We start from the raw sequence: 13,658 nt of genomic DNA on the forward strand, positions 1-13,658 counted from the left end.
CCGCATAAAGCAAAGGATCGCAGCCCACGGGTACGTTTTAGGTAGGAGCTGCCGAAGGCTGCGATCCTTTGATCTACAAAAAAGGGCCGATCTGTCTATTCAACAGATCGGCCCTTTTTCAGTCGACGTAAACGTCAGACATGCTCACTGCTTTTCGAATGCAGCGCTGGCGACTCTCCATGACCATGACCATGCCCATGGTCAGGCTCAACAATTGGAATCTCCTTGCCATCGCAGTCATGCAGTTTGCCGTCGCTGAAGTAGTCGCCTTCACGCAACGCTGCCAGATCCTGATAGCGCAGCACCCGCTCGGTACCTGCCGCAAACACCGACTGCTGGTCGGAGTTACCCGCCGTGAGGTGGTTGAAAGCCAGGTTGAGCAAGATAGCCATGATCGCCGAAGAACTGATGCCCGAATGGAAGATGGTCGCGAACCAGCTCGGGAAATGATCATAGAAGTTCGGTGCCGCGATCGGGATCATGCCGAAGCCGATCGAAGTGGCGACAATGATCAAGTTGACGTTGTTGCGATAATCGACCTTGGACAGGGTACGGATACCACTGGCTGCGACCGTACCGAACAACACGATACCGGCACCACCGAGCACCGAAGTCGGCACCGCAGCGATCACTCGTCCCATGAACGGCAACAGGCCCAGGACCACCAGGAATACACCGCCAGTGGCAACCACGTATCGGCTCTTGATCCCGGTGACCGCCACCAGCCCGACGTTCTGGGCAAAGGCACTCTGAGTGAAGGAGCCGAAGATCGGTGCAATCATGCTCGACAGCATGTCGGCACGCAGGCCGTTGCCCAGACGCTTGGAGTCAACCTTGGTGTCGATGATCTCGCCCACCGCCAGGATGTCGGCGGACGTTTCCACCAGCGTCACCATCACCACAATGCACATCGACAGGATCGCGGCGAAGTGGAAGGTTGGCATACCGAAGTGGAACGGGGTCGGGAAGCCGAACATCGGACCTTCGCCAACGGAGGAAAAATCCGCCATGCCGAGGAACACTGCGATGATGGTACCGATGACCATGGCCAGCAGAATCGAGAGACGCGAGATGGTCGCACTGCCGATTTTGCTTAACAGCAGCACCAGTACCAGCGTCACCGCTGCCAGACCGATGTTCGCCACGCTACCGAAGTCCGGCGCATGGCTGTTGCCACCCATGGCCCAGCGAGCGGCCACCGGCATCAGCGTCAAGCCAATGGTGGTGATCACGATCCCCGTGACCAACGGTGGAAAGAACTTGGTGATTCGCGAGAACACCGGCGTGATCAACAAACCTATCAGCGACGCCGCGATGACAGCCCCCAGAATCGACTGGAAGCCACCCTCCCCGCCACTGCTGACAATTGCCACCATGGTGGCGACGCCAGAAAACGACACGCCCTGAACCAGCGGCAACTGACAACCAAAAAACGGTAGACCCAGGGTTTGCAGCAGCGTTGCCAACCCCCCCGCAAACAATGAAGCAGCAATCAACAAACCGATGTCCGCCGGCGACAGCCCGGCAGCCTGACCAACGATCAAAGGCACGGCGACGATGCCACCGTACATGGTCAGAACATGTTGCAGGCCGTAAGCCATATTCGCGCCGATCCCTAGGTTTTCGTCCTCGGGCCGTTTGTGTGAAACATGGGGCGTTTTCATGTTAGGGGGTTCCCTGGTTTTTGTTATGCGCACACTGTATGCAAGACACGGGACAAATGTCTATAGAGTTGTATACAACTTGTCAGTCACAAAATGGATACCGGTCCATTTGTCATGCATCAAGGCGTCAGCCTCGCCGAAACCGAAGCGGTATTTCATGACGAGCGAGCACTGACCATTGAGGACAACCACCACGACGAGCAGCGCTGGATCACCATGGGAATGGATGCAAAAGGTCCTTTGCTGGTCGTTCCGCACATCTACCGCGACCCGAATTTCGTACGAATCAATTCCGCGTGTCTAGCCTGTATACGCGAGCGCCATCAATATCTGGAGGCATGAACAATGAAAGATGAATACGAATTCAGCGATGCCAAGCGTGGGGCGATGGCCACCAGCAAAGGCAAGACACGCATCACCATCATGCTTGATGACGCTGTCATCGAGGCCGCGCGGGCAGTAGCAGAAAGCGAGGGATACGGTTACCAGACGGTGATCAACAACACGTTGCGCCAGGCATTGCTCGGTGGCGACAAAGCAGGCCTGCTCAAAAAAGACATCACGGCTGACGAACTGAAAAACCTCCAGCAAAAACTGACAGAAGCGCTTCGAGAAATTCAACGCGTAATCGAGCCGAGCGTTCAGCCCTGAAACGAAAACGGGCCGATCAATCAGATCAGCCCGATAGGTGTTTACAACGCTGAGCCTACTTCGGCACCTCGATCAATCGTTCGAGCGTCTGCTGCAACTGCGCATGGCCCGGAACACGAATGCCGAACTCGGTCTGCAGCAACGCAATCAAGGCCTGCACATCACTTACCTGCCGCCGCTCGCTGTCCTCGCCGACACGGTGAATGGCGAAACTACCGTTGTTGAGCGTGCGTCGCCAGCCCTCCCCGGTGCGCGCCACCATCAGCTGCCGGGTGAAAGTAGACTCGGGATGGGTCGAGACGTACCAGTTGCCGACCGTGAAATCGATGTCTTCCTGGCGTTGCAGATCGAAGATGTACATGGCGCGCCACTCGTCACCGACAAGAGCGCGCAGGGTGTAGCCGTCGACGTGCGGTTCGATGCGATACGGTTCGTGAGGCGTGAGCTGTTCAACGCGAGAGTCCAGCAGCAGTGGAGCGGTGGGCACCATGCCGCCGAAGCCGACGTCGGTGATGTATCGAATGTCATCGATGATGACCAGGCTCAAGCGATGAGTCCGCGCCGTCCACGCCCCCTCCGGCTGCCCCATCACCACTCGGCCACTGATGGCGCGGGCGTCGTAGCCCAATTCCTGGAGCAAGGCCAGGAACAGATTATTGAGTTCGTAGCAGTAACCCCCACGACCGTCGTGCAGGACTTTTTGCTCGATCGACGGCAGATCGATGAGCACCGGTTCGCCGGACAGCGTGGTGAGGTTTTCAAACGGGAATTCGCCAGTGTGGCGCAATTGAAGCCGTCGCAGGTTTTCCAGGGTCGGCGCTGGCGGCTCATCGAAGCCCAGCCGTTGCAGGTATAACGCAAGGTGTGTGAGGCGTGGTTCGCTCATCGTTCAATCCTTTTGCACGCAAGCGGCGGATCTTTCCGCCAATGGGCGCTATGTATAAGGGATGAACCGGTGCCGCCGACAATTGATTTAGCCAATTGCCCTGCATGAAAAACTCAACGCAGCTTGCGCGAGCTCAACTGTATCCAGGTCGGCGCATGGTCGCTGGCACGGGGTTCGTTGCGCACCCACGCATCGACCCCGGCCTCTTGCAGATAAGGACTCAAGGCGGGATTGAGCAACAGGTGATCGATGCGCAATCCGGAGTTCTTTTGCCAATGCTGACGAAAATAATCCCAGAAGGTGTAGAGCCGATCGTGTGGATACACGTGGCGCAACGAGTCGGTCCAGCCTTGGTCCAGCAGGCGCTGGTAGCACTCGCGGCTCTCCGGTTGCAACAACGCGTCCTTGAGCCAGGAGCGCGGGTTGTAGATGTCCAGGTCGGTGGGCACGACGTTGTAATCACCGGCCAGCACGACCGGATGCTCGCTGCTTTGAAGTGACTCGGCATAGCGGATCAACCGCTCGAACCAGGCCAGTTTGTAATCGAACTTCGGCCCCGGTTGTGGATTGCCGTTAGGCAAATACAGGCAGCCGACCAACACGCCATGCACCGCCGCTTCCAGATAGCGACTATGACTGTCACCTTCATCGCCCGGCAGGCCTCGCCGACTCTCCAGCGGCTGCGCCTCACGCGCCAGAATCGCTACGCCGTTCCAGGACGCCTGACCGTGCCAGATTGCGCCATAACCGGCCGCTTCCAGTTCGGCGACAGGGAACGCACTGTCGACCGATTTCAGCTCCTGCAAGCAGGCGATGTCGGGTTTTTCGCGTTCAAGCCACGCCAACAGGTTTGGCAACCGGGCACGTATGCCATTGACGTTGAACGTCGCGATACGCAGCTTCTTCATGGACGGACTCTCCTGAGGACGAGATGCCCAATGTCTGACACTTGACCCTTTCGGTGGTTGCGTCTGTTGCCCTGTCCAGGCTACGTGCGGCGCCTCAACTGAATCCAGCGCTATCGGCTGCTTTCTTACCCAGGATTCACAGTTGTTTGACCGGTGCCGGGTTCCATTTACCGTTCAACGCATCAAGCTTCGGCCCGTACAAACGCATGGTCAGGTTAAACGGACCTTTGGGCCGGGTGTCAAGCCAGTGAAACACCGTCGAAAAGCCTTCAACGGTCGGAACGCATCAGCGTTTCGACGCCCACCTCTCTCAACAACGTTGCCGTGCAGTTGCGACCCGAATGCTTGGCCCGGTACAACGCCGCATCCGCCCGCTCAATGAACACGTCCATGCTGTCACGCCCGCTCGGCACAAACGAATAGCAACCGAGGCTGATCGTCACATAGCCATGTGGCGAGCCGGTGTGGCTGATGTTTTTGTCGATGACATTGCGGCGGATTTGCTCGGCAATGGTCATGGCGCCATGGATGTCGGTATCGGGCAGCAACACGGCGAACTCTTCACCGCCGTAACGCACCGCCAGATCAGCCTTGCGGTGGCAGCAGCTTTTCAGCGCCCGCGCCACTTCGGCCAGGCAGTGATCCCCCACCACGTGGCCATAGGTGTCGTTGTAGCGTTTGAAGTAATCGATATCGAGCATGATCAGGCTCAGCGGGCTGGCCTGACGAGCGCCGCGACCGAACTCGACGTCCAGCGCCCGCTCGAACAAGCGACGGTTGGCCAAACCGGTCAGGCTGTCATGGGTGGCGATCAACTCCAGCGCTTCCTGCGCGCGACGCAGATCCGCCTCGACCCGTTCGCCGACCCGCACCTGTTGAATGAACACCCAACCGAACAGCCCCACCCCCAGCAATACCAAGGCAACGATGAGGCTGGAGCGAAACGCGGTGTCGTACCAGCCGGCGAGAATGGCATCCAGGGACGATGCCGCCGAAACCACCAGCGGATACGTTTCCAGTTGTCGATAGCCGTAGAGGCGCTCGACGCCATCAATCATGGAAGTGAACGTCGCATGGCCGGCGGTCGACAGCGGCAGGAACTTCTGGAAAATATCGCCCTGCGCCAATGACGTTCCGATCTGCGCCTCGACAAAAGGACGACGCGCCAGCAACGTTCCATCAGTCAGGGTGAGAAACATCGAACCCTTGTCATCGAGGCTGAAGCTTTTGAAAAACTGATCGAAGTACGACATCTTGATGCCGGCCATCAACACGCCCTGGAAGTGACCGTTCTTGTCGTTGATCCGCTTGGAAATCGGAATGATCCACTCGCCACTTTCCCGACTGCGGATTGCCGGGCCGATGTGCACCAAGGACGTCACGTTCTGCTGGTGAAACTTGAAGTAATCGCGATCTGCGACCCCGGCGCCACGGGGCAGGTCTTCAAACGAACTAATCACCCATTGCCCTTTCTGATCGAACAGCAGGATGCCGTGCAGCTGCTTCAGCGCCAGCACTCGCCGGGCGAAAGTTTTCTGCAAAAGCGACCGCTGTTCCGGACCAAAACCGTCCAGCTGAATCCAGTCCACCAGACTGCTCAACACCAGGTCAGCCTTCATGAACGTGTCTTCGGCTTGTTGTGCCATGGCCCGCGTCAGGTTCGACGATGCCACTTGCGCCAGGCTCAGGTCATGTCGCCGGGATTGTTCCAACTGCAGGTAAAGCAGCCCGCACAGGCACAGACACACCGTGGCAATGAACAACACCGCCGCCTTGCGTAGCGGTATGCGTTTCAATGCAACACCGGGGGTGTGGTGCGAGTCGTGAAGGCGTGTAGGCAAAAAGCTCATCCTGTTGGGGGCAAGGCATGGGCGAAAACCCAAATCCCTCGGTGTGAGCCTAGTTTACGGGGTTATCCGGGATAAAAGCCGACCACTTGCCGGGTGGCGCCCGCTGTTCGCGCCCTATTGCCTGTTTTCCCCCGTTACCGCCAGCGGCGCTTCAGTGCGACGCAGGTCCAGTGCCGGCAATCGGGTCGGACCATTCAGCCCTTTCAGCACCCGGGCATCGTAATCGTAGATATCCGGCTTGAATGTCACCCGCCCCTCGTTGCTCAGGTCTACGGTCCAGTAAGCCAACAGCACCGGCACTTTCACCGGTAGCCGAATGTTTTCGGTCCTGCCATTGGCCAGTTGCTTCTGAATACCTGCACTGTTCCAGCGGACCGGGTCGTTGAACAGCAACTCAACCAGTTGCAACGGGTTTTCCACCCGAATGCAGCCCGAGCTGGTGGCCCGAACGGTTTTGGCAAACAACTCGCGATGCGGCGTGTCATGCAGGTAAATCGCATAGTCGTTGGGGAAGCGGATGACGACCTGGCCCAGCGAACTGTCGGGCCCGGCGTCCTGACGCAGGCTGATGCCCCGCGGATTGCTCCAGTCGACGCTCGACGGACTGAGCACATTGCCCTCCCGATCCAGCACACGAATCCGATTGGCGGCCAGATAGCCCGGGTCGTTCTGGATTTTCGGAATCACATCCTGCTTGAGGATCGTCGGCGGCACCGTCCAGGTCGGATTGAACGTGATGTAAGTGATCTCGGCCTGGAACACCGGCGTACTGCGTACCGGTTTACCGACCTGCACCCGCGAACGCCAGATCGGCAGACCATCACGATACATCGCCACTTTGTACCCGGCGATATCGACAATGACAAACGTGCCCTGCAGCTTGTACAGCAGCCAACGCGCGCGCTCCATGTTTACCCGCACCTGATCGATCCGCGCCTCGACGGGCACGTTCAACGCCGCCAGTGTCGCCGCCCCCGCCACGCCGTCGGCGCCCAGGTATTGCTCGGTCTGATACTTTTTCACCGCGGCGATGACGTTGTCGTCATAGAGGGCTTTTTTCGACACGCCAGGAGCCAGATATCCGCCCGCCACCAGGCGCGCACGGAGTTGTCCGACCGCGAGCCCTTCCATGCCAGGCTTGAGCGATTGGCCCTCGGTCACTTTTGGCCAGCCACCGGCACTGCGAACCTGGCGCAACTTCGCCAGCCCTTCACGCAGGTCGCGGTAAATCATTTCCTGGGGAGGCGCCTGGGTAAATGCACGTGCCACATCATGGGCATCGAGGGCGGCGAACAGGGTGTTCATGTCCTCGCGGGGATCAACACCGGCCGGGTCGAAATTCCAGTGGATATCCAGCCGCGACGGATCGACTTTGCCCCGGCGCAATTGAAGCAACGCGGTAATGAAGGTGCGGGTCGCCGCCATATCGAACATCGCCCGTTGCGACGTCGAAGGCATGGCCGCCACCAGCGCTTCATGGGCCTGCGCCAACTCCGTGATGCGGAAGTCCGCCGGGTTCAGGCCGTCGATCTGGGTGTCGTTGAGGCTTTTCAGCAACTGCGTCACATCGCGGTCATCCGTCCACGCGGCGCGATAGTGACGATGCATGTAAAAATCCATGACCACCCGATCGACATCCACGCGCTGATGGCGTTTGGAGGTCAGCACCGGCGGAAACGCCGTGCGCAGTGGCTCCAGCGTTGCCTGGATCGCTTGGCCGATAGCATCATTCGGCGCCGCGGCATCAATTTCGTTGCTTGCCGGAGATACCGGCACAATCGGCGAAGTTTGCGCGATCGCTGCACCGCTGATCAGAAAGCCCATAAAAAACATGCGGCTTATGACGAATAACCTTGTTAATTGCACCATGGATAATCCTTAATCTCCCGTTTCAAACGGCTTGCTTCCTGCTCGCTGCTAGACTCGAAATTATCACGATGAGACCCGACTATGGCGCTAATCCGCTCTGGCCTTTTATTTGCCATTTTACTGACGAGCCTTTCAGTAACGTCAGCCTACGCCGATTCGCTTGAAAACGCGCTGGTCAAAGCTGCACCAGACGCCAACGCTAAAGTGATTGCCCTCGCCGTCCGCGCCTCGCAATGCAGCCGTGCCCAAGGCAAGCCTGCTGCCCAAAGGCTGGCAGTGATCGATTATTCCCTGCCTTCGACCGAACAACGCCTGTGGGTGTTCGATCTTAAACGCCGCAAGCTGCTGTTTCACGAACTGGTTGCCCATGGCCGCAACAGCGGCGAAAACATGGCCACGCTGTTTTCCAACAAGAACGAAAGCCACGCCACCAGCCTCGGCCTGTTTCGCACGCAACAGAGCTATCGCGGCCAGAACGGCTATTCCCTGCGCATGGAAGGCCTGGAACCAGGCTTCAACGACAACGCATTTGACCGGGCCATCGTCATTCACGGCGCCCCTTATGTCAGCCCGGTACTGGCCCGCGCCAACGGCCGGATCGGCAGAAGCCTGGGTTGCCCGGCGGTGAGACCGGCGATTGCGCAGAAGCTGATCGACTCGATGAAAGACGGGCAGTTGTTGTTTTCCTATTACCCGGACCAGCGCTGGTTGAAATCGTCTTCTTATATCAATTGCGGTGGCAACACCGTGGCGTCTTCGGACAAGACCACGTCGCGCCAGTAAACAACGCATCTACCTGTCAAAACTGTAATCCCCGCCTCAGTTTGCTGAAAGGCACCGACCGTTAGCCTCGTCGACACGTTCAACAGGCTGACGGCGGATAAACCGATGCATACCCCCACATCAAGACGCACCTTCGTCAAAGGCCTGGCCGTTGGCGGGCTCTTTGCCGGCCTCGGGCTGTGGCGCACGCCGGTCTGGGCGATCACCAGCCCCGGCGAACCGCAGGTGTTGGCCGGCAGCGATTTCGACCTGCTCATCGGTGAAACTCCGGTCAACTTCACCGGCAACCCGCGCACGGCGATGACCATCAACGGCAGCCTCCCCGGCCCGCTGCTGCGTTGGCGTGAAGGCGACACCGTTACGCTGCGCGTCCGCAACCGACTCAAGGACAGCACCTCCATTCACTGGCACGGCATCCTGCTGCCAGCCAACATGGATGGCGTACCGGGGCTGAGTTTCAAAGGCATCGAACCGGGCGGAGTGTATGTCTATCAGTTCAAGGTGCGGCAGAACGGCACCTACTGGTATCACAGCCATTCAGGGCTTCAGGAACAGGCTGGTGTCTATGGCCCGCTGATCATCGACGCGAAGGAGCCGGAGCCGTTTCAGTACGACCGCGACTACGTGGTGATGCTCAGCGACTGGACCGACCAAGACCCGGCCAGCCTGATGAAGACCCTGAAAAAACAATCCGATTACTACAACTTCAACAAACGCACCGTGGGCGACTTCATCCACGACGTCAGCGAAAAAGGCTGGGGAGCGACCGTCGCCGATCGCAAAATGTGGGCCGAGATGAAGATGAACCCCACCGATCTGGCCGACGTCGGTGGCGCCACTTACACCTTCCTGTTGAACGGCCAGGTGCCGGACACGAACTGGACCGGTCTGTTTCGCCCGGGTGAAAAGCTGCGCCTGCGCTTCATCAATGGCTCCGCCATGACGTACTTCGACGTGCGCATTCCCGGCCTGAAAATGACCGTGGTCGCGGCGGACGGTCTGCACATCAAACCGGTGAGCGTCGACGAGTTTCGCATTGCCGTGGCGGAGACCTTTGACGTGATCGTCGAGCCGACCGAGGCGAGCTACACCCTGTTCGCCCAAGCCATGGATCGCAGCGGATACGCCCGCGGCACCCTTGCGGTGAAGGCCGGTTTGTCGGCGCCGTTACCACCACTGGACCCACGACCGCTGGTGACTATGGACGACATGGGCATGGCGGGCATGGATCACAGCAACATGCCCGGCATGCAGTCCCACCCGACCTCGGAAACCGACAACCCGCTGGTGGACATGCAGGCCATGTCCACCTCACCGAAACTCGCCGACCCCGGCATGGGCCTGCGCAACAACGGCCGCCGCGTGCTCACCTATTCCGACCTGCGCAGCACCTTCGAAGACCCGGACGGCCGCGAGCCTGGCCGCACCATCGAGTTGCACCTGACCGGTCACATGGAGAAATTCGCCTGGTCGTTCAACGGCGTGAAGTTTTCGGATGCCGAGCCGCTGCGCCTCAAGTACGGCGAGCGACTGCGGATCGTACTGGTCAACGACACGATGATGATGCACCCCATCCACCTGCATGGCATGTGGAGCGACCTCGAGGACGAGAACGGCCAGTTCATGGTGCGCAAACACACCATCGACATGCCACCGGGCTCCCGGCGCACCTATCGGGTCACTGCCGATGCGCTCGGCCGTTGGGCCTATCACTGCCATCTCCTGTACCACATGGAAATGGGCATGTTCCGTGAAGTTCGCGTGGAAGAATGAGGCGCATCCCATGATTCGATTCACCCCGTTTTTTTTGGCCCTCGCGACCTCGACGGCGATGGCCGTCAGCAATGACATGCAAGGCATGGATCACAGCCAGATGGACCACGGCCAAATGCAAGGCATGGTCGAAGGTCAGATGCAAGGCATGGACGACGGCCAGATGCAGCCCGCCGCGCCTAGCGAAAGCCGCACGCCGATCCCGGTGCTGACCGATGCCGATCACGCGGCGGTGTATGTCGATCCCGCCGGTCACCAGGTACATGACCGCACGTTCAATTCCTTTTTCCTTGCCGACAAACTGGAATGGCAGGACGCCGATGACGGCAGCACCCTGGCCTGGGATTTGTCCGGCTGGGTCGGCGGTGACATTGATCGCCTGTGGCTGCGCTCAGAAGGCGAACGCAGCACCGGCGTGACCGAGGACGCGGAAATCCAGGCCCTGTGGGGCCACGCGATCAGTCCATGGTGGGACGTCGTCAGCGGCGTTCGCCAGGACTTTAAACCCGGCGCCCCACAAACCTGGGCCGCGCTCGGCGTGCAAGGCATGGCGCTGTACAACTTCGAGACCGAAGCCACGGCCTTCATCGGCGAAGGCGGCCAGAGCGCCGTGCGGCTGGAGGGCGACTACGACATCCTGCTGACCAATCGGCTGATCCTGCAACCGACCGCAGAACTCAACGCCTACGGCAAAAACGATCCGCAACGCGGCATCGGTTCCGGCCTGTCCAACGCCGAAGCAGGTTTGCGCCTGCGCTACGAAATCCGCCGGGAATTCGCGCCCTACCTCGGCGTGACCTGGAACCGCACCTACGGCAACACCGCCGACTACGCCAACGACGAAGGCGAGGACCGCAGCGAAACTCGCCTCGTGCTCGGTATTCGGATGTGGTTCTGAACAGACTCACCCAAAACCAACAACAACCGCTTCGAGCGGTAAAGGACCTTGCATGCGCATCATCAAACCCACCGCCGTCGCAATCGCGTTGCTCAGTGGCCTGCTTGTCAGCACCCTCGCTCAAGCACCCCCAAACTACTCTCCTCCACCCCGGCGGAAGGCGTAGAAGGTGCATCACCTGAAAAGATCGAACTGCATTTTTCCGAAAACCTCGTCACCCAGTTTTCCGGCGCAAAACTGCTGATGACCGAAATGGCCGGCATGGCCCACGCCCCGATGCCGGTCAAGGCCAAAGTCAGTGGCGGCACTGACCCGAAGACCATGTTCATCATCCCGACATCACCCCTGACTACCGGCACCTACAAGGTCGAATGGCGCGCAGTGTCTTCGGACACCCACCCGATCACCGGCAACATCATCTTCAAAGTGAAATGATCGATAAGCGACTCGGCCAACGTCGTGCTGCGGTTTGTGTTGTATGTGGATTTGATGCTGTTGTTGGGCGTCGCGCTGTTCGGGCTCTACAGCTTCAAGGGACAGGAACGGCTATCCGGAACAGTGCTGCCCTTTCGACGGTTGTTGATGGCAACAGCCGGGCTCGGCCCACTGCTAGCGCTTGCCTTGATGGCACAACCCCGCGCCCTGCAAACCGAAGCATACATACGGTTGCTGGCTCGTGCCGTCAGGCGATTTTAGCTTGTCGGTGCGCTGATCGTCGTGGGCATCACCGTCACGGGCGTGGTGAACTACCTGTTCATCGTCAGGCCAAAGCTCGATGAGGTTTTACCCAGCCTCTACGGAATGTGGTTGTTCACACAGGAGAACATTTCTCCCTACGTGGATCTGTGGCTGACGGTGCCTGGCGCCAAGTAACGGATCGTTTTTTGTGCGGAGTACGTATCAGTCGTCGTGCAACAAACCTGAACCGTATTCACCGTAGCTATTGCCGAGCGCACTGCCATGAAAATTCATCTGGTCGGGGTTGCTGGTCGGCCCCGGGCCGAAGCCGGCAGGCTGCACCGAGTCAGCCGAATAATCGCGATGTGAGCTCACACCCGAACAGGCACTCAACAACAAAGCACCGGAAATCAGCGAGACTTTGACGAGGTTTGCGATCATTTTTTGATTCCTGTGGGTTGAGGCGTGGGGGACAAGACCTTTGGTGGGCATGCTATGCCTGGTCTGTGCCGGGGATCATGAAATGTGGCGAGGCGACAGTGAATGTTCAGGTTGCGCGTGAGCCTGGGCGTATCCCGACGCACCCAAACTCCACAGCCCCATTCCTGATAAACTCCCCCACCTCCCAGCCTCACCGATTCCAGATCCCCCATGTCCGTAACCAACGCTACACCCGCCCCGCTCTCCCGCCGCTTTTCCGTGGCACCCATGATGGATTGGACCGACCGCCACTGCCGCTTCTTCCTGCGCTTGCTGTCGAAAAACGCCCTGCTCTACACCGAGATGGTCACCACCGGTGCCTTGCTCAACGGTGATCACGAGCGTTTCCTGCGGCACAACGAGGCCGAGCACCCGCTCGCCCTGCAACTCGGTGGCAGTGTTCCGCTGGATTTGGCGGCGTGTGCGCGCATGGCGCAGGAGCATGGTTACGACGAGGTGAATCTGAATGTCGGCTGCCCGAGTGATCGGGTGCAGAACAATATGATCGGCGCGTGCCTGATGGGGCATCCGCAGCTGGTGGCCGATTGCGTGAAGGCGATGCAGGATGCGGTGTCGATTCCGGTGACGGTGAAGCACCGGATCGGGATCAACGGGCGAGACAGTTACGCAGAGTTGTGTGATTTCGTCGGTACGGTGCGGGATGCCGGGTGCACGAGTTTTACCGTGCATGCGCGGATTGCGATTCTGGAGGGGTTGTCGCCGAAGGAAAACCGCGACATTCCTCCCCTGCGATATGACGTGGCAGCACAGTTGAAAGCTGATTTTCCGGCGCTGGAGATCATACTCAACGGCGGGATCAAGACGCTGGAAGCCTGCCACGAGCATTTGCAGACCTTCGATGGCGTGATGTTGGGTCGCGAGGCGTATCACAACCCTTATGTGATGGCCGAAGTCGATCAGCAGCTGTTTGGCAGCACGGCACCGGTCATCAGCCGCGCCGAGGCGCTGGCGCAGTTGCGGCCTTACATCGCGGCACACATTGATGCGGGTGGATCGATGCACCACATCACTCGCCACGTGCTCGGACTGGGCACCGGGTTCCCGGGAGCGCGGAAGTTTCGTCAGTTGTTGTCGGTGGATATTCACAAGGCCAAAGAGCCTTTGGCCTTGCTCGATCAAGCTGCCGAGTTGCTTGAAGGGCGTTAATGCCCGGTCGCTCTCGCCATTTCGGCCAGGCGGTTTGATCCGCCTGGCTCT

General features: G+C 59.2%; 12 protein-coding genes and 2 pseudogenes. 8 read left to right on the forward strand and 6 right to left on the reverse strand.

What is annotated here, in order from left to right; genetic code table 11:
• Nucleotides 1-134 precede the first annotated feature (134 nt).
• Nucleotides 135-1,664 (reverse strand): nucleobase:cation symporter-2 family protein, encoded by a 1,530-nt coding sequence (locus QYH43_RS24880; protein WP_095060957.1) that lies wholly within the window; start codon nt 1,662-1,664, stop codon nt 135-137.
• Between the two features lie 114 nt (nt 1,665-1,778).
• Here QYH43_RS24880 and QYH43_RS24885 point away from each other — a divergent pair, with 114 nt between their 5' ends.
• Together QYH43_RS24885 and QYH43_RS24890 are read left to right on the forward strand one after the other, a co-directional pair.
• Nucleotides 1,779-2,006: a BrnT family toxin gene (locus tag QYH43_RS24885; protein WP_256580385.1), complete on the forward strand. Its 228-nt coding sequence runs from the start codon at nt 1,779-1,781 to the stop codon at nt 2,004-2,006.
• A 3-nt stretch (nt 2,007-2,009) separates the two neighbouring features.
• Nucleotides 2,010-2,315 carry a BrnA antitoxin family protein gene (locus QYH43_RS24890; protein ID WP_095060961.1) on the forward strand — a complete coding sequence of 102 codons (306 nt, stop codon included), beginning with the start codon at nt 2,010-2,012 and terminating at the stop codon, nt 2,313-2,315.
• A gap of 55 nt (nt 2,316-2,370) precedes the next feature.
• On the opposite strand, the gene QYH43_RS24895 is transcribed toward QYH43_RS24890, so the two are convergent.
• From QYH43_RS24895 to QYH43_RS24910, 4 genes are all read right to left on the reverse strand, one after another.
• On the reverse strand, nt 2,371-3,201 hold the full coding sequence (locus QYH43_RS24895; RefSeq protein WP_095060963.1) for an arylamine N-acetyltransferase: 831 nt from the start codon (nt 3,199-3,201) through the stop codon (nt 2,371-2,373).
• A 113-nt stretch (nt 3,202-3,314) separates the two neighbouring features.
• The gene (locus QYH43_RS24900) at nt 3,315-4,109 is read right to left on the reverse strand and encodes an exodeoxyribonuclease III (protein WP_095060965.1); all 795 of its coding nucleotides are present in this window, start codon (nt 4,107-4,109) and stop codon (nt 3,315-3,317) included.
• A gap of 269 nt (nt 4,110-4,378) precedes the next feature.
• Complete coding sequence (locus QYH43_RS24905; protein ID WP_301158329.1) at nt 4,379-5,950, reverse strand: GGDEF domain-containing protein; 1,572 nt, start codon at nt 5,948-5,950, stop codon at nt 4,379-4,381.
• 123 nt (nt 5,951-6,073) lie between these two features.
• Nucleotides 6,074-7,828: a L,D-transpeptidase family protein gene (locus tag QYH43_RS24910; RefSeq protein WP_095151821.1), complete on the reverse strand. Its 1,755-nt coding sequence runs from the start codon at nt 7,826-7,828 to the stop codon at nt 6,074-6,076.
• 81 nt (nt 7,829-7,909) lie between these two features.
• On the opposite strand from QYH43_RS24910, the gene QYH43_RS24915 reads away from it, so the two are divergent.
• The 5 genes and pseudogenes from QYH43_RS24915 to QYH43_RS24935 form a co-directional block, all read left to right on the forward strand.
• Nucleotides 7,910-8,611 carry a murein L,D-transpeptidase catalytic domain family protein gene (locus QYH43_RS24915; RefSeq protein WP_095060969.1) on the forward strand — a complete coding sequence of 234 codons (702 nt, stop codon included), beginning with the start codon at nt 7,910-7,912 and terminating at the stop codon, nt 8,609-8,611.
• A 105-nt stretch (nt 8,612-8,716) separates the two neighbouring features.
• Complete coding sequence (locus QYH43_RS24920; RefSeq protein WP_301158330.1) at nt 8,717-10,384, forward strand: copper resistance system multicopper oxidase; 1,668 nt, start codon at nt 8,717-8,719, stop codon at nt 10,382-10,384.
• Nucleotides 10,385-10,394: 10 nt separating this feature from the next.
• Nucleotides 10,395-11,282, forward strand: coding sequence for a copper resistance protein B (locus tag QYH43_RS24925; RefSeq protein ID WP_095060973.1), 888 nt, complete (start codon nt 10,395-10,397; stop codon nt 11,280-11,282).
• Nucleotides 11,283-11,334: 52 nt separating this feature from the next.
• Nucleotides 11,335-11,717, forward strand: a pseudogene (copC, locus tag QYH43_RS24930) (copper homeostasis periplasmic binding protein CopC).
• A gap of 3 nt (nt 11,718-11,720) precedes the next feature.
• Nucleotides 11,721-12,092: pseudogene (locus tag QYH43_RS24935) on the forward strand (copper resistance protein CopD); the annotation flags it as partial.
• Nucleotides 12,093-12,182: 90 nt separating this feature from the next.
• On the opposite strand, the gene QYH43_RS24940 reads toward QYH43_RS24935, so the two are convergent.
• On the reverse strand, nt 12,183-12,401 hold the full coding sequence (locus QYH43_RS24940) for a hypothetical protein (protein WP_095060975.1): 219 nt from the start codon (nt 12,399-12,401) through the stop codon (nt 12,183-12,185).
• Between the two features lie 210 nt (nt 12,402-12,611).
• On the opposite strand from QYH43_RS24940, the gene dusA reads away from it, so the two are divergent.
• Complete coding sequence (gene dusA, locus QYH43_RS24945; RefSeq protein ID WP_095060977.1) at nt 12,612-13,607, forward strand: tRNA dihydrouridine(20/20a) synthase DusA; 996 nt, start codon at nt 12,612-12,614, stop codon at nt 13,605-13,607.
• Nucleotides 13,608-13,658: the final 51 nt, after the last annotated feature.

Source organism: Pseudomonas sp. C32 (assembly GCF_030417915.1).
Lineage (GTDB): Bacteria > Pseudomonadota > Gammaproteobacteria > Pseudomonadales > Pseudomonadaceae > Aquipseudomonas.